Origin of the sequence: Stenotrophomonas maltophilia R551-3, assembly GCF_000020665.1 — a bacterium.
Classification (GTDB): Bacteria; Pseudomonadota; Gammaproteobacteria; order Xanthomonadales; family Xanthomonadaceae; genus Stenotrophomonas; species Stenotrophomonas maltophilia_L.
In genome coordinates this window covers 876940-893015 of the sequence record NC_011071.1, presented here as the reverse complement: position 1 = coordinate 893015, position 16076 = coordinate 876940, and the positions used below count along the sequence as shown (strand labels likewise).

Sequence of the window (16076 nt, the reverse complement as noted above, 5' to 3'; positions counted from 1 at the left end):
TCCCTTCATGCAGTGAGCCGGAAGCCCACTCCTACATCCCCGTTTGCACAGGGCAAGACGCGGGAGTATACGCCAAAAGAGCCCGACTTGCGTCGGGCTCTTCGGGTTTTTTCGCAGAGGGAAAGCTGAACGCCTCCCCTGCCCGGTTCAGGAGCCCCGGAGGGGGCTCCTGAACGCAGGGCCGGCTGGGATTACCAGCTGGCCTTGCGCAGGCCCGGAACGTCGCCACGCATGGTGGCTTCGCGCAGCTTGTTGCGACCCAGGCCGAACTTGCTGTACACGCCACGCGGGCGGCCAGACAGTTCGCAGCGGCTGCGGTGGCGGCTCGGCGACGAATCGCGCGGCAGCTTCGACAGCTTGGTGGCGGCCTCGATCTTCTCTTCGTAGGTCGCGTCCTGCGAGGACACGATCTTCTTCAGAGCCGCACGCTTGACAGCGTACTTTTCAGCCAGCTTCTTCCGCTTGATGTCGCGGTTGACCATGGAGGTCTTTGCCATTTCGGTTTCCTCGACGGATCAGTTACGGAACGGGAACTTGAACGCTGCCAGCAGCGCCTTCGCTTCCGCGTCGGTCTTCGCAGTGGTGGTGATGGCGATATCCATGCCGCGGATCGCGTCGACAGCGTCGAAGTCGATTTCCGGGAAGATGATCTGTTCCTTCACACCCATGTTGAAGTTGCCGCGACCGTCGAAGGAACGACCGGAAACACCACGGAAGTCGCGCACGCGCGGCAGCGAGATGTTGATCAGGCGGTCCAGGAACTCGTACATCTTGTGGCGACGCAGCGTGGTCTTGCAGCCGATCGGCCAACCATCACGAATCTTGAACGACGCAACCGAGATACGCGACTTGGTGACAACCGGCTTCTGGCCGGAAATCTTGGTCATGTCGCCGACGGCGTTTTCCAGGATCTTCTTGTTGGTGGCCGCTTCGCCGACACCCATGTTCAGGGTGACCTTGACCAGCTTCGGCACTTCCATCGGATTGGTGTAGCCGAACTGCTTCATCAGCGCCGGCACCACTTCTTCCTTGTAAAACTTTTCGAGACGGGAAGTCATCTTCACATTCCTCAGGCGTCGAGCGCCTCACCGCTGGAGCGGAACACACGCAGTTTGCGTCCATCCTCCAGCACCTTGAAGCCAACGCGTTCGCCCTTGCCCGAAGCCGGGTTCAGCACATTCACGTTGGAGATATGGATCGACGCTTCACGCTCGACCACGCCGCCGGCAACACCTGCCTGCGGGTTCGGCTTGGTGTGGCGCTTGACGATGTTCACGTTGGCGACGACCACACGGTCGCCGTCGACGCGGACGATTTCGCCCTGCTTGCCCTTGTCCTTGCCGGCGTTGACGACAACCTGGTCGCCCTTCTTGATACGGTTAGCCATGATTATCTCCTGTCGCTCACAGCACTTCGGGAGCGAGCGAGACGATCTTCATGAACTTCTCCGAACGAAGTTCACGCGTCACCGGCCCGAAGATACGGGTACCGATCGGCTCCTGCTTGCTGTTCAGCAGAACGGCAGCGTTGCCGTCGAAGCGGATCAGCGAGCCATCGGCGCGACGCACACCCTTGCGGGTACGCACCACGACGGCGTCATACACTTCACCCTTCTTGACCTTGCCGCGCGGAATTGCATCCTTCACGGTGACCTTGATGATGTCGCCGATACCGGCGTAACGGCGCTTGGAACCACCCAGCACCTTGAAGCACATCACCTGCTTGGCACCCGAATTGTCCGCGACGTCAAGGTAGCTCTGCATCTGGATCATGATTCAGACTCCTTATTCAGCCGCACGCGTGATGACTTCCACCACGCGCCAGTTCTTGGTCTTGGACATCGGAGCAATCTCGGTCACGCGGACGACATCGCCTTCCTTGCAGGCGTTGTCGGCATCGTGGGCGTGCAGCTTGGTCGAGCGCTTGATGTACTTGCCGTACAGCGCGTGCTTGACCTGACGCTCAACCAGGACGGTAACCGTCTTGTCCATCTTATTGCTGACGACACGGCCTTCGACCGTGCGCAGCGCCTTGTTTTCAGTATTGTCGCTCATAGCGGCCATCCTTACTTCGTGCTGCCGAGCAGGGTCTTGACGCGAGCAATCTCGCGACGGACCCGGCGGATGTCGTGTGTCTTCGGCAGCTGGCCGGTGACCTGCTGCATACGGACAGAGAACTGTTCCTTACGCAGGTCGATCAGGTGGGCCTTGAGTTCGTCAGCCGACTTTTCACGGAGAGTTTTGAGTTCCATCAGCGCACCGTCCGGGTCACGAAAGTGGTGGTGACCGAGAGCTTGGCGGCGGCCAGGCGGAATGCCTCGCGTGCCACGTCTTCGGTAACACCCTCGATTTCATAGATCATGCGGCCGGGCTGGATCTGGGCCACCCAGTATTCCACGTTGCCCTTACCCGAACCCATTCGAACTTCGATGGGCTTCTTGGTGATGGGCTTGTCGGGGAACACGCGGATCCACATCTTGCCGCCGCGCTTCACGTAGCGGCTGATCGAGCGGCGGGCCGCTTCGATCTGACGCGCGGTCAGCTGACCGTGGGCGGTTGCCTTCAGGCCGTATTCGCCGAAGCTGACAGCGTTGGCGCTCCAGCTCAGGCCTTCGTTACGGCCCTTGTGTACCTTGCGGTACTTGGTTCGCTTGGGTTGCAACATTGTCGTTACCTCGCTTCACGGGCCGGGCGCTGACGGTCACCACGGTCGCCGCGATCGTGACGATCGTTGCGCGACGGGGTGTCGTCCTGCTTTTCCTGGCCAACCTGAGAGAAATCGAAGACTTCGCCCTTGTAGATCCAGACCTTGATGCCGATGATGCCGTAGGTCGTCTTGGCTTCAGCGAAGCCATAGTCGATGTCGGCACGCAGGGTGTGCAGCGGCACGCGACCTTCGCGGTACCACTCGGAACGGGCGATTTCTGCACCGTTGAGGCGGCCACCGACGTTGACCTTGATGCCCAGGGCACCCAGGCGCATCGCGTTGCCCACCGAGCGCTTCATGGCGCGGCGGAACATGATGCGACGCTCCAGCTGCTGCGCGATCGATTCGGCAACCAGCTGTGCGTCCAGCTCCGGCTTGCGCACTTCGGTGACGTTGATGTGCGCCGGGACGCCCATCATCTCGCTCACTTCCTTGCGCAGCTTCTCGATGTCCTCACCGCGCTTGCCGATCACCACGCCCGGACGGGCGGTGTGGATCGTCACGCGAGCGGTCTTGGCCGGACGCTCGATCAGGATCTTGCTGATGCCGGCCTGAGCCAGCTTCTTGCGCAGCATTTCGCGAACTTTCAGGTCGGCTGCCAGGTAACCAGCGAACTCGGCCTTGTTGGCGTACCACTTGGAGTTCCAGTCCTTGGAAATGCCGAGGCGGATACCAATCGGATGAACTTTATGACCCATGGTCTTTTCCTTATCCGCTTACTTGGCGGCGCCCACAACCACAGTGATGTGGCTGGTGCGCTTGAGGATGCGGGTACCGCGGCCTTTCGCCCGCGCCATGAAACGCTTCAGGGTCGGACCTTCATCAACCATGATGGTCTGGACCTTCAGCTCGTCGACGTCGGCGCCCTGGTTGTTCTCGGCATTTGCAATAGCCGACTCCACCACCTTCTTGATCAGGTGGGCAGCCTTCTTGTCAGAGAACTTCAGCAGGTTGACCGCACGCTCGGCCGGCAGACCGCGCACCTGGTCAGCGACCAGACGAGCCTTCTGCGGGGAGATGCGCGCAGTGCGCAGGATGGCTTTCGCTTCCATTGTCATCTCTCCTTACTTGCCCGACTTCTTGTCACCACCGTGACCCTTGAAGGTCCGGGTGATGGCAAATTCGCCGAGCTTGTGGCCGACCATGTTCTCGTTGACGAGAACCGGGATGTGGTTCTTGCCGTTATGCACGGCAATGGTGACGCCTACCATGTCAGGCAGGATCATCGAACGACGCGACCAGGTCTTGATCGGACGCTTGCTACCCGCAGCGGCAGCCACCTTAGCAACCAGGTGGTGATCGACAAACGGGCCCTTCTTGAGTGAACGTGCCATGGTCGATTAGCCCCTACGATCGCGGACGATGAACTGCTGAGTGCGCTTGTTATGGCGCGTCTTGTAACCCTTGGTCGGGACACCCCACGGGGTGACCGGATGCGGGTTACCCTGGCCGGCCTTCGCCTCACCACCACCGTGCGGGTGGTCAACCGGGTTCATGGCTGCACCACGAACGGTCGGGCGGACGCCGCGCCAGCGCTTGGCACCGGCCTTGCCCAGCTTTTCCAGGCTGTGCTCGTCGTTGCCGACTTCGCCGATGGTTGCGCAGCACTCGACCGGAACCTTGCGCATTTCACCCGAGCGCAGGCGCAGGGTGGCGTAGATGCCTTCACGAGCCACCAGCTGCACGGCCGCACCCGCGGCGCGGGCGATCTGAGCGCCCTTGCCGGGCTTCAGTTCGATGCAGTGGATGGTGGTACCAACCGGGATGTTGCGCAGCGGCAGGGTGTTGCCCGCCTTGATCGGGGCGTCCGAACCGGCGATCACCTGATCACCCGCCTTCAGACCCTTCGGGGCGATGATGTAGCGACGCTCGCCGTCGACGTAGCACAGCAGGGCGATGTGGGCGGTGCGGTTCGGATCGTATTCGATGCGTTCCACGCGCGCCGGGATGCCCAGCTTGTTGCGCTTGAAGTCGATGATGCGGTAGTGCTGCTTGGCACCACCACCGACGTGACGCACGGTGATGCGGCCATGGTGGTTACGACCACCCGAGCGGCTCTGCGACTCGACCAGCGCGGCGTGCGGAGCACCCTTGTGCAGGTCGGGAGTGACCACGCGCACGGCCGAACGGCGGCCGGGGGAAGTGGGCTTGAATTTCATCAATGGCATGGGATGTACCTCAGGCCTTGGCCGTTACATCGATCGACTGGCCGTCGGCCAGGCGAACGTACGCCTTGCGCCAATCGCCGCGGCGGCCAGCACGGTTACGGAAGGACTTGTTCTTGCCCTTGACGTTGACCACGTTGACTGCTTCGACCTTGACGTCGAACAGCTGCTCAACCGCGGCCTTTACATCGGCCTTGGTGGCTTCGTTCGAAACTTCGAAGACATACTGGTTGGAGAGTTCCTGCAGGCGCGCGGTCTTTTCGGAGACACGCGGGGCACGCAGCACGCTGAAGATTTTTTCGTTGCTGTTCATGCCAGCCACTCCTCGACCTTCTTGACCGCGTCAGCGGTGATGACGACCGTGTCGGCACCGACCAGCGACACCGGATCCAGGCCCTGGACGTCACGCACCTGCACGTACGGCAGATTGCGGGCGGACAGGTACAGGTGCTCGGAGGCTTCTTCAGTGACGATCAGCGGGCGCTTGCCCACTTCCAGGCCGGCCAGCTTGGCGATCAGACCCTTCGTGTTGGTCACTTCGACATCGAAGGACTCCACGATGGTCAGACGGCCCTGACGGTTCAGCTCGGACAGGATCGCGCACATGGCGGCACGGTACTGCTTACGATTGACCTTCTGCTCGAAGCTGCGCGGCTTTGCCGCGAAGGTGACACCGCCGCCGACGAAGATCGGAGCCGTCAGTGCGCCATGACGCGCGCCGCCGCCCTTCTGCTTCTTCGACTTCTTGGTGGTACCTGCCACTTCGGAGCGAGTCTTCTGCGCCTTGGTGCCGGCGCGACCGGCGTTGCGGTAAGCAACGACGACCTGGTGGACCAGATCTTCGCTGAAATCGCGACCGAACACGGCGTCGGAGACCGAGACCTTGTTGTTGCTACCCGTGATAACGAGTTCCATCGTCATCTCTCCTTATGCCTTGCTCGCCGGACGGACGATTACATCGCCACCCGCCGCGCCCGGAACGGCGCCGCGAACCGCGATCAGACCGCGCTCCACGTCGACCTTGACCACTTCCAGGTTCTGGGTGCTCTGCTGCACCGCGCCCATGTGGCCCGACATCTTCTTGCCCGGGAAAACGCGACCCGGGGTCTGGCGCTGACCCAGCGAACCCGGCGCGCGATGCGACAGCGAGTTACCGTGGGTTGCATCGCCCATACGGAAGTTGTGGCGCTTGATGGTGCCCTGGAAACCCTTACCCTTGGTGACACCCTGGACGTCGACGATCTGGCCGACTTCGAAGATGTCCGCCTTGACTTCGCCGCCAACGGCGAAATCGCCGAGCTGCGCGTCTTCAACGCGGAATTCCCACAGGCCACGACCCGCTTCCACCTTCGCCTTGGCGAAGTGGCCGGCTTCCGGCTTGTTGACCAGGGCAGCGCGACGCGCGCCGACGGTCACCTGCACGGCGCTGTAGCCGTCGGTTTCGACGGTCTTGATCTGCGCGATGCGGTTCGGGGTTGCTTCGATCAGGGTCACCGGGATGGAACGACCATCTTCGGTGAACACGCGGCTCATGCCAGCCTTGCGGCCCACGAAGCCCAACGAATACTTCTTCGTCATGGTCGTAGTCCTCAGGTCAGCTTGATCTGAACGTCGACGCCGGCAGCCAGTTCGAGCTTCATCAGCGCGTCCACGGTCTTGTCATTCGGGTCAACGATATCGAGCACGCGCTTGTGCGTGCGGGTCTCGTACTGGTCACGCGCGTCCTTGTCGACGTGCGGGGAGACGAGAACGGTATAACGCTCGATCTTGGTCGGCAGCGGGATCGGGCCACGCACTTGCGCGCCGGTCCGCTTGGCCGTCTCAACGATCTCGCTGGCCGAACGGTCGATCAGACGATGATCGAACGCTTTCAGCCGGATCCGGATCTTTTGGTCCGCCATGGCGGTAGGTTCCTTCGTTAAAAGAGCGACAGACAAAGCCTCTGGGTTGCTTTGTCCCATGAAATTCCTGAATACAGACGGCCCGCACTCCTGCAGGCCGACAAGGTCAATCCATGGACCTCAAAAACGTAGGCAGACCCGTTTCCCGGTCTGCCCAGACGTAGAAGCATAATGGCACGCAAGGCAGCTGTCAACAGTCTCCTGTTGACGCCGCCTGAATGGCATTGACCCTTCCTGGTCCGGGGAACACAAGGCACATCCTGTGCCTGCTTTCCCATTTTGATACGCCCCGATGCCCTACCCAGGCAACATCGGGGCGCAGATACTACCAGATTACTCGATGATCTTCGAGACCACGCCGGCGCCGACGGTACGGCCGCCTTCGCGGATGGCGAAGCGCAGGCCTTCGTCCATTGCCACCGGGTTGATCAGGGTGACGACCATCTTGACGTTGTCACCCGGCATCACCATTTCGACGCCTTCCGGCAGCTGGGCTGCACCGGTGATGTCGGTGGTGCGGAAGTAGAACTGCGGGCGGTAGCCGTTGAAGAACGGGGTGTGACGGCCGCCCTCATCCTTCGACAGCACGTACACTTCGCCTTCAAACTTGGTGTGCGGCTTGATCGAACCCGGCTTGGCCAGAACCTGGCCACGCTCGACGTCGTCACGCTTGGTGCCGCGCAGCAGCAGGCCAGCGTTGTCGCCTGCCTGACCCTGGTCCAGCAGCTTGCGGAACATTTCAACGCCGGTCACGGTGGTCTTCTGCACCGGACGGATACCGACGATTTCGATTTCGTCGCCGACCTTGATGATGCCGCGCTCGATACGACCGGTCACCACGGTGCCGCGGCCCGAGATCGAGAACACGTCTTCCACCGGCATCAGGAACGGCTTGTCGATCGCACGCTCCGGCTCCGGAATCCAGCTGTCCAGGGCATCGACCAGCTTCAGGATGGCCGGCACGCCGATGTCGCTCTGGTCGCCTTCCAGCGCCAGACGGGCCGAACCGGCGATGATCGGGGTGTCGTCGCCCGGGAAGTCGTACTTGCTCAGCAGCTCACGCACTTCCATTTCGACCAGCTCGAGCAGCTCGGCGTCGTCGACCATGTCGGCCTTGTTCAGGAACACGACGATGTACGGCACGCCGACCTGACGCGACAGCAGGATGTGCTCGCGGGTCTGCGGCATCGGGCCGTCAGCGGCCGAGCAGACCAGGATCGCGCCGTCCATCTGGGCAGCACCGGTGATCATGTTCTTGACGTAGTCAGCGTGGCCCGGGCAATCGACGTGGGCGTAGTGACGCTTCTCGGATTCGTATTCGACGTGCGCGGTCGAGATCGTGATACCACGAGCCTTTTCTTCCGGCGCGGCGTCGATCGAGGAGTAGTCCTTGAACTCGCCACCGAAGCGCTCGGCACCGATCTTGGTCAGTGCGGCGGTCAGCGTGGTCTTGCCGTGATCGACGTGACCGATGGTGCCGACGTTGACGTGCGGCTTGGTGCGCTCGAACTTACCCTTTGCCATTGTTGTATACCTTGATTTTGTAAGTGGTTTTCAGGAGAGGCTGAGCGAGGCTCAGCCCTTCTTCATGACGGCTTCGGCGATGTTGTTCGGCGCCGGCTCGTAGTGATCGAATTCCATGGTGAAGGTGGCACGGCCCTGGGTCTGCGAACGCAGCGCAGTGGCGTAGCCGAACATTTCACCCAGCGGGATCATCGCGTTGATGATGCTGGCCGAACCGTCACCGGTGGTGTCGGAACCCTGCAGCACGCCGCGACGACGGCTGACGTCGCCCATCACGTCACCCTGGTAATCCTCCGGGGTCACGATCTCGACCTTCATGATCGGCTCCAGCAGAACCGGCTTGGCCTTGGCGAAGCCCTGCTTGAAGGCCATCGACGAAGCGAGCTTGAACGCCATTTCCGAGGAGTCGACGTCATGGTACGAGCCGAACACCAGCTTGACCTTGACATCCACCACCGGGAAGCCAGCCAGCGGACCGCTGGTGATGGTTTCGCGCAGGCCCTTTTCGATCGAAGGAATGAATTCCTTCGGGATCACGCCGCCGGTGATGTCATTGACGAACAGGAAGTCGTCCTTGATCGCCGGGGCCAGCTTGGCATCGGCACGGTCTGCAGCGGTCAGCGGCGACAGCTCGATCACGACGTGACCGTACTGACCCTTACCACCGGACTGCTTGGCGTGCTTGTAGTCCGACTTGACGTCGGCCAGGGTGATGGTTTCGCGGTAGGCCACCTGCGGCGCGCCGACGTTGGCTTCAACGTTGAACTCGCGCTTCAGGCGGTCGACGATGATGTCCAGGTGCAGCTCACCCATGCCCGAGATGATGGTCTGGCCGGATTCTTCGTCGGTCTTGACGCGGAACGACGGATCTTCCTGCGCCAGACGACCCAGAGCCAGACCCATCTTTTCCTGGTCCGACTTGGTCTTCGGCTCGACAGCCATCGAGATCACCGGCTCCGGGAACGTCATGCGCTCCAGGATGATCGGCTGGTCGATCGAGCACAGGGTGTCACCGGTGGTGGTGTCCTTCAGGCCCACGGCAGCGGCGATGTCACCGGCCAGAACTTCCTTGATCTCTTCGCGGTTGTTCGAATGCATCTGCAGGATGCGGCCGATGCGCTCCTTCTTGCCCTTCACCGAGTTCAGCACGGTGTCGCCACCGTTCAGGGTGCCCGAGTAGACGCGGAAGAAGGTCAGCGCGCCGACGAACGGATCGGTGATGATCTTGAAGGCCAGCGACGAGAACGGAGCCTTGTCGTCCGACTTGCGGCTCATGGCGAGGTTTTCGTCGTCCACGTCGGTACCGGTCACGTCCGGCACGTCGACCGGCGACGGCAGCAGCTGGATCACGCCGTCGAGCATGGCCTGCACGCCCTTGTTCTTGAACGCCGAGCCGCAGTACATCGGCACGATCTCGGTGGCCAGGGTACGGGTACGCAGCGCGTTGATGATTTCAGCCTCGGCCAGCTCTTCGCCGCCCAGGTACTTTTCCATCAGCTCTTCGTTGGCTTCAGCCGCGGCTTCGATCATGAAGGTACGGGCTTCTTCAGCCTTTTCCTGCAGGTCGGCCGGGATGTCGCCGTACTCGAACTTCATGCCCTGCGAGGCTTCATCCCAATGGATGGCCTTCATCTTCAGCAGGTCGACAACGCCCTTGAAGCCTTCTTCAGCGCCGATCGGCAGCTGCATCGGCACGGCGACGGCGCCGAGCTTTGCCTTCAGCTGGTCACGGACCTTGTAGAAGTTGGCACCGGTGCGGTCCATCTTGTTGACGAACGCGATGCGCGGCACCTTGTAACGGTTGGCCTGGCGCCACACGGTTTCCGACTGCGGCTGCACGCCACCGACGGCACACAGCACGAACACCGCACCGTCGAGCACGCGCAGCGAACGCTCGACTTCGATGGTGAAGTCAACGTGCCCGGGGGTGTCGATGATGTTGAAGCGGTGCTCCGGCAGGGACTTGTCCATGCCCTTCCAGAACGCGGTGGTCGCAGCGGACTGGATCGTGATGCCACGCTCCTGCTCCTGCTCCATCCAGTCCATGGTGGCGGCGCCGTCGTGCACTTCACCGATCTTGTGGCTCTTGCCGGTGTAGAACAGGATGCGCTCGGACGTGGTGGTCTTGCCGGCATCGATGTGGGCCATGATGCCGAAGTTACGGTAACGCTCGATGGGAGTGGAACGGGCCACGGGGAGCCTCTCAGATTTCTTGGATTTCGGATGGCCGAACGCCGCCTTGCGGCGGCCTTCGGATTGGCGCAGCCCTTCCGGGGCCGCGAGGCAGCACCGTAATGGTGCTGCCCTGCCTGTTTTACAAGGCCGTCAAACTCACCAGCGGTAGTGGGCGAATGCCTTGTTGGCTTCGGCCATGCGGTGGGTTTCTTCGCGCTTCTTGATGGCGCCGCCACGGTTTTCCGAGGCGTCGATCAGTTCGGCAGCCAGCTTCTTCGGCATGGTATTCTCACCACGCTTGCGCGCGGAGTCGATCAGCCAGCGCATGGCCAGGGCCATCTTGCGCGACGAACGCACTTCGACCGGCACCTGGTAGGTGGCACCACCGACGCGGCGCGACTTGACTTCGACCGCCGGAGCGACGTTGTCCAGCGCCTTCTGCACCAGTTCAATGGCGTTGGCGCTGCTGTTCTTCTCGGTGATCACGTCCATGGCGCCATACACGATCTTTTCGGCGACGGACTTCTTGCCGCTCTGCATGACCATGTTGATGAAGCGGGCGATGGTTTCGCTTCCGTGCTTCGGATCGGGCAGGACGGAACGCTGCGGAGTATTACCCTTACGCGACATAGTGGTCTCTCCTTATGCCTTCGGACGCTTGGCGCCGTACTTGGAACGGGCCTGGCGACGCTTGGCAACGCCGGCGGCGTCGAGCGAACCACGGACGGTGTGGTAACGCACGCCCGGCAGATCCTTGACGCGACCGCCACGGATCAGGACCACGGAGTGCTCCTGCAGGTTGTGGCCTTCACCACCGATGTAGGAGATCACCTCTTCCTGGTTGGTCAGGCGGACCTTGGCAACCTTGCGCAGAGCCGAGTTCGGCTTCTTCGGAGTGGTGGTGTAAACGCGGGTGCAGACGCCACGGCGCTGCGGGCACTTGTCGAGCGCCGGCGAGGCACTCTTGTACGTAGTAGCTTGCCGCGGCTTGCGGACCAGCTGGTTGATCGTCGCCATCAGTAGGTTCTTCTGATTGGTGGCCGGAAATCCGGCCAGAGATGCGGAAATGTTAAAGCAGGCCAAAATTCTGGCCTGCTGAGACAGACGATTGTAGCAACCTGCCAGGAACGCAGTCAAACGCGTCCTGTCAAGCCCGTCCCTGATCCCGGGACGTTACTGGGGGGCCTCCATGTACCCCGTTCAGGTTGGCCAGGTCGATCGCGGACGATCTCCCCTGCCCTTTCCCAATCCCATCGATGGACCGATGGGGTGGTCCGGCCTTGCGGCCGGACCGGTTACCTCATTCTTCGCCCGAAGCCTGTTCAGTCTCGGCTTCGACAGCCGGCGCCTCGACCACGGCCGGGGTACCGGACAGGGTCTGCATTTCCGACTCGGTGAGACCGGAAGCGCCGCGACGGCGATTGCTGTGGTACGACAGACCGGTACCGGCCGGGATCAGGCGGCCGACGATCACGTTTTCCTTCAGGCCGCGCAGGTTGTCCTTGGTGCCGCGGACGGCAGCTTCGGTCAGCACGCGGGTGGTCTCCTGGAAGGAGGCCGCCGAGATGAACGACTCGGTCGCCAGCGAGGCCTTGGTGATACCCAGCAGCACCGGATCGAAGCGGGCGATCAGCTCGTTGCGGGCACCGAGGCGTGCATTCTCCTCGATAACGCGCTGGCGTTCGACCTGTTCGCCGTTCAGGAACTTGCTGCTGCCCTGATCGGTGATCTCGACCTTGCGCAGCATCTGGCGGGTGATCACCTCGATGTGCTTGTCGTTGATCTTCACGCCCTGCAGGCGGTACACGTCCTGGATTTCCTTGACCAGGTAGGCAGCCAGCGGCTCGACACCCAGCAGGCGCAGGATGTCCTGCGGGCTCGGCTCGCCGTCCACGATGGTTTCGCCCTTGGTCACGTGTTCACCTTCGAACACGATCACCTGGCGGTACTTCGGAATCAGCTCTTCGTGTTCCGAACCATCGGTGTCCTTGATGATCAGGCGCTGCTTGCCCTTGGTGTCCTTGCCGAAGCTGATGATGCCCGAACGCTCGGCCAGCACTGCCGGATCCTTCGGCTTGCGCGCTTCGAACAGATCGGCCACGCGCGGCAGACCACCGGTGATGTCGCGGGTCTTGGACGCTTCCTGCGGGATCTTGGCGACCACGTCGCCCACGCCGACAGCGGCGCCGTCCTGCAGGTTGACGATCGAACGCGGCGGCAGCAGGTACTGCGCCGGCAGATCGGTACCCGGGATGGTCAGGTCGTTGCCCTTGGCGTCGACGATGCGGACGATCGGGCGCAGATCCTTGGCCTGGGCGCCGCGGCGCTTCGGGTCGGTGATCTCGCGCGAGGCCAGGCCGGTCAGCTCGTCGGTCTTCTCGATGACGGTGACGCCGTCGATGAAGTCGATGAAGCGGATGAAACCGGCCACTTCCGAAACGATCGGGTGGTTATGCGGATCCCAGTTGGCCACGGTCTGGCCAGCCTTCACTGCATCGCCATCCTTGGAGGCGATCATCGAGCCGTACGGCAGCTTGTAGCGCTCACGCTCACGGCCGTGAGCATCGAGCACCGAGATTTCGCCCGAACGCGACACTGCCACCAGCGAGCCATTGGCATGCTCGACCGACTTGAGGTTGCTGAACTTGACCGAGCCGGTGGTCTTGACGGTGATGTTGTCGACCGCAGCCGCACGCGACGCCGCACCACCGATGTGGAACGTACGCATGGTCAGCTGGGTACCCGGCTCACCGATGGACTGCGCGGCGATGACGCCGACCGCTTCACCGATGTTAACGATGTGGCCACGGGCCAGATCGCGGCCGTAGCAGCGACCGCAGACGCCGAAGGCCGATTCGCAGGAGATGGTCGAGCGGACCTTGATGGTCTGCACGCCGGCATCTTCCAGCTTGGCCACCCAGGCTTCGTCGAGCAGGGTGTTGCGGGTGACGATCGGATCTTCGTCGTTGCCCGGCAGGAACACGTCCTCGGCAACCACGCGACCCAGCACGCGATCCTTCAACGGCTCGACCACGTCGCCGCCTTCAACGATCGGGGTCATGATCAGGCCTTCGGTGGTACCGCAATCCACCTCGGTGATCACCACGTCCTGCGCCACGTCGACCAGACGACGGGTCAGGTAACCCGAGTTCGCGGTCTTCAGCGCGGTATCGGCCAAACCCTTACGGGCACCGTGGGTGGAGTTGAAGTACTCCTGCACGTTCAGGCCTTCGCGGAAGTTCGCCTTGATGGGCGTCTCGATGATCGAGCCATCCGGACGCGCCATCAGGCCGCGCATACCGGCCAGCTGACGGATCTGCGCCTGGCTACCACGGGCACCGGAGTCGGCCATGATGTACAGCGAGTTCATCGACTTCTGGTCGATGGTCTCACCCTTGGCATTGACGACCTTCTCGGTACCGATGGTGTCCATCATCGCCTTGGCGATGCGCTCATTGGTGCGCGACCAGATGTCGACCACCTTGTTGTAGCGCTCGCCGGCGGTGACCAGGCCCGACTGGTACTGCTCCTGGATTTCCAGCACTTCGGCTTCGGCCTCGGTGAGGATGCCCTTCTTCTCGTCCGGGATCAGCATGTCGTCGATGCCGATCGAGACGCCGGCGCGGGTCGCGTAGGCGAAGCCGGTGTACATCAGCTTGTCGGCGAACACGACCGTGTCCTTCAGACCCAGCTGGCGGTAGCTGGAGTTGATCAGGCGGCTGATGTTCTTCTTGGTCAGCTCGGTGTTGGCCAGCGCGAACGGCAGGCCTTCCGGCAGGATTTCAGCCAGCAGGGCGCGACCGATCGTGGTGTCCACGATCGAGGTCTTGTTCTGCTTGATGCCGTCTTCGTCGGTCACCACCTCGGTGATGCGGACCTTGACGCGTGCGTGCAGTTCCACCACGCGGTTGTCGTAGGCGCGCTTGACTTCGGCGATGTTGGCGAAGGCCATGCCCTCGCCCTTCTTGTTTTCCAGCGAGCGGGTCATGTAGTACAGACCCAGCACGACGTCCTGCGACGGCACGATGATCGGCTCGCCGTTGGCCGGCGACAGGATGTTGTTGGTCGACATCATCAGCGCACGCGCTTCCAGCTGGGCTTCCAGCGAGAGCGGCACGTGGACGGCCATCTGGTCACCGTCGAAGTCGGCGTTGAACGCGGTGCAGACCAGCGGGTGCAGCTGGATGGCCTTGCCTTCGATCAGCACCGGCTCGAACGCCTGGATGCCCAGACGGTGCAGGGTCGGCGCACGGTTCAGCATCACTGGATGCTCGCGGATGACCTCTTCCAGGATGTCCCAGACTTCGGCTTCTTCGCGCTCGACCAGCTTCTTGGCGGCCTTGATGGTGGTGGCCAGGCCACGACGCTGCAGCTTGGCGAACACGAACGGCTTGAACAGTTCGAGCGCCATCTTCTTCGGCAGGCCGCACTGGTGCAGGCGCAGGTACGGACCGACCACGATGACCGAACGGCCCGAGTAGTCGACGCGCTTGCCGAGCAGGTTCTGGCGGAAACGACCCTGCTTGCCCTTGATCATGTCGGCCAGCGACTTCAGCGGGCGCTTGTTGGTGCCGGTGATGGCACGGCCGCGACGGCCGTTGTCCAGCAGCGCATCGACCGATTCCTGCAGCATGCGCTTTTCATTGCGCACGATGATGTCCGGCGCGCTCAGTTCGAGCAGGCGGCGCAGGCGGTTGTTGCGGTTGATGACGCGGCGGTACAGGTCGTTCAGGTCGGAGGTCGCGAAGCGGCCGCCATCCAGCGGCACCAGCGGACGCAGGTCCGGCGGCAGCACCGGCAGCACGGTCATGACCATCCACTCCGGACGGTTGCCCGATTCCAGGAAGGCTTCGATCAGCTTGATGCGCTTGGTGAGGCGCTTGAGCTTGGTTTCCGAACCGGTGCTGGCGATCTCTTCGCGCAGGCGGGTCATTTCCGACTGCAGGTCGATGGTGCGCAGCAGCTCGTACACGGCCTCGGCGCCCATGGCGGCGTCGAAGTCGTCACCGTGCTCCTGGCGGGCCTGCAGGTACTGTTCTTCGGTCAGCAGCTGGCGGCGCTCCAGGGCGGTCAGGCCCGGCTCGGTCACCACATACGCTTCGAAGTACAGCACGCGCTCGATGTCGCGCAGGGTCATGTCCAGCATCAGGCCGATGCGCGACGGCAGCGACTTCAGGAACCAGATGTGCGCGACCGGCGAAGCCAGGTCGATGTGGCCCATGCGCTCGCGGCGCACCTTGGCCAGGGTCACTTCGGTGCCGCACTTCTCGCACACGACACCACGGTGCTTCATGCGCTTGTACTTGCCGCACAGGCACTCGTAGTCCTTCACCGGGCCGAAGATGGCGGCGCAGAACAGGCCGTCACGTTCCGGCTTGAAGGTACGGTAGTTGATGGTTTCCGGCTTCTTCACTTCGCCGAAGGACCACGAACGGATCAGGTCCGGCGAAGCCAGCGCGATCTTGATCGCGTCGAAGTCCAGCGTCTGGCGCTGCTGGTTGAAGAGGTTGAGCAGGTCTTTCATGGTGTTCTCCAGAAGGAGGAATGCTGTGTCGATGGGCTTTCAGTTGACTGCCAGCGGCGCGGCGGCGGACCGCCGCGCCGG

20 protein-coding genes are annotated in these 16076 nt (G+C 62.4%); all 20 read right to left on the bottom strand.

Annotation, left to right across the window (positions count from 1 at the left end; translation table 11 throughout):
- Positions 1–191: 191 nt before the first annotated feature.
- Entirely contained in the window at positions 192–497 is a 306-nt protein-coding gene (rpsN, locus tag SMAL_RS03925; RefSeq protein ID WP_004145363.1) for a 30S ribosomal protein S14, read from the bottom strand.
- 18 nt (positions 498–515) lie between these two features.
- Positions 516–1058: a 50S ribosomal protein L5 gene (gene rplE, locus SMAL_RS03920; RefSeq protein WP_004145361.1), complete on the bottom strand. Its 543-nt coding sequence runs from the start codon at positions 1056–1058 to the stop codon at positions 516–518.
- Between the two features lie 11 nt (positions 1059–1069).
- Entirely contained in the window at positions 1070–1387 is a 318-nt protein-coding gene (rplX, locus tag SMAL_RS03915) for a 50S ribosomal protein L24 (RefSeq protein ID WP_004145359.1), read from the bottom strand.
- 16 nt (positions 1388–1403) lie between these two features.
- Positions 1404–1772 carry a 50S ribosomal protein L14 gene (gene rplN / locus SMAL_RS03910; RefSeq protein WP_004145357.1) on the bottom strand — a complete coding sequence of 123 codons (369 nt, stop codon included), beginning with the start codon at positions 1770–1772 and terminating at the stop codon, positions 1404–1406.
- A 12-nt stretch (positions 1773–1784) separates the two neighbouring features.
- Positions 1785–2054, bottom strand: coding sequence for a 30S ribosomal protein S17 (gene rpsQ, locus SMAL_RS03905; RefSeq protein ID WP_004145355.1), 270 nt, complete (start codon positions 2052–2054; stop codon positions 1785–1787).
- Positions 2055–2065: 11 nt separating this feature from the next.
- Positions 2066–2251, bottom strand: a complete 186-nt coding sequence (gene rpmC / locus SMAL_RS03900) for a 50S ribosomal protein L29 (protein ID WP_004145353.1) — start codon at positions 2249–2251, stop codon at positions 2066–2068.
- Positions 2251–2664: a 50S ribosomal protein L16 gene (rplP, locus tag SMAL_RS03895; protein ID WP_004145352.1), complete on the bottom strand. Its 414-nt coding sequence runs from the start codon at positions 2662–2664 to the stop codon at positions 2251–2253. The genes rpmC and rplP overlap by 1 nt, the downstream gene beginning before the upstream one ends.
- Positions 2665–2669: 5 nt before the next feature.
- Positions 2670–3404 carry a 30S ribosomal protein S3 gene (gene rpsC / locus SMAL_RS03890; RefSeq protein ID WP_004145350.1) on the bottom strand — a complete coding sequence of 245 codons (735 nt, stop codon included), beginning with the start codon at positions 3402–3404 and terminating at the stop codon, positions 2670–2672.
- A gap of 18 nt (positions 3405–3422) precedes the next feature.
- Positions 3423–3758 (bottom strand): 50S ribosomal protein L22, encoded by a 336-nt coding sequence (rplV, locus tag SMAL_RS03885; RefSeq protein ID WP_004145348.1) that lies wholly within the window; start codon positions 3756–3758, stop codon positions 3423–3425.
- Between the two features lie 12 nt (positions 3759–3770).
- Positions 3771–4040 carry a 30S ribosomal protein S19 gene (gene rpsS / locus SMAL_RS03880; RefSeq protein WP_004145340.1) on the bottom strand — a complete coding sequence of 90 codons (270 nt, stop codon included), beginning with the start codon at positions 4038–4040 and terminating at the stop codon, positions 3771–3773.
- Between the two features lie 6 nt (positions 4041–4046).
- Positions 4047–4874, bottom strand: a complete 828-nt coding sequence (gene rplB / locus SMAL_RS03875) for a 50S ribosomal protein L2 (RefSeq protein ID WP_004145339.1) — start codon at positions 4872–4874, stop codon at positions 4047–4049.
- A 10-nt stretch (positions 4875–4884) separates the two neighbouring features.
- Positions 4885–5184, bottom strand: coding sequence for a 50S ribosomal protein L23 (gene rplW / locus SMAL_RS03870; protein WP_004145338.1), 300 nt, complete (start codon positions 5182–5184; stop codon positions 4885–4887).
- Positions 5181–5786: a 50S ribosomal protein L4 gene (rplD, locus tag SMAL_RS03865; RefSeq protein WP_004145337.1), complete on the bottom strand. Its 606-nt coding sequence runs from the start codon at positions 5784–5786 to the stop codon at positions 5181–5183. Before rplD ends, rplW begins: the two co-directional genes overlap by 4 nt.
- 12 nt (positions 5787–5798) lie before the next feature.
- Positions 5799–6449 (bottom strand): 50S ribosomal protein L3, encoded by a 651-nt coding sequence (rplC, locus tag SMAL_RS03860; RefSeq protein ID WP_004145336.1) that lies wholly within the window; start codon positions 6447–6449, stop codon positions 5799–5801.
- A gap of 11 nt (positions 6450–6460) precedes the next feature.
- Positions 6461–6772, bottom strand: a complete 312-nt coding sequence (rpsJ, locus tag SMAL_RS03855) for a 30S ribosomal protein S10 (RefSeq protein ID WP_005408208.1) — start codon at positions 6770–6772, stop codon at positions 6461–6463.
- A 333-nt stretch (positions 6773–7105) separates the two neighbouring features.
- Positions 7106–8296: an elongation factor Tu gene (gene tuf / locus SMAL_RS03850; RefSeq protein WP_012510154.1), complete on the bottom strand. Its 1191-nt coding sequence runs from the start codon at positions 8294–8296 to the stop codon at positions 7106–7108.
- Positions 8297–8347: 51 nt separating this feature from the next.
- Positions 8348–10489 (bottom strand): elongation factor G, encoded by a 2142-nt coding sequence (gene fusA, locus SMAL_RS03845; protein WP_012510155.1) that lies wholly within the window; start codon positions 10487–10489, stop codon positions 8348–8350.
- Positions 10490–10627: 138 nt separating this feature from the next.
- Entirely contained in the window at positions 10628–11101 is a 474-nt protein-coding gene (rpsG, locus tag SMAL_RS03840) for a 30S ribosomal protein S7 (protein ID WP_004145321.1), read from the bottom strand.
- A gap of 12 nt (positions 11102–11113) precedes the next feature.
- Entirely contained in the window at positions 11114–11488 is a 375-nt protein-coding gene (gene rpsL / locus SMAL_RS03835) for a 30S ribosomal protein S12 (RefSeq protein WP_004145320.1), read from the bottom strand.
- Between the two features lie 283 nt (positions 11489–11771).
- Complete coding sequence (rpoC, locus tag SMAL_RS03830) at positions 11772–15995, bottom strand: DNA-directed RNA polymerase subunit beta' (protein ID WP_004145274.1); 4224 nt, start codon at positions 15993–15995, stop codon at positions 11772–11774.
- Positions 15996–16076: the final 81 nt, after the last annotated feature.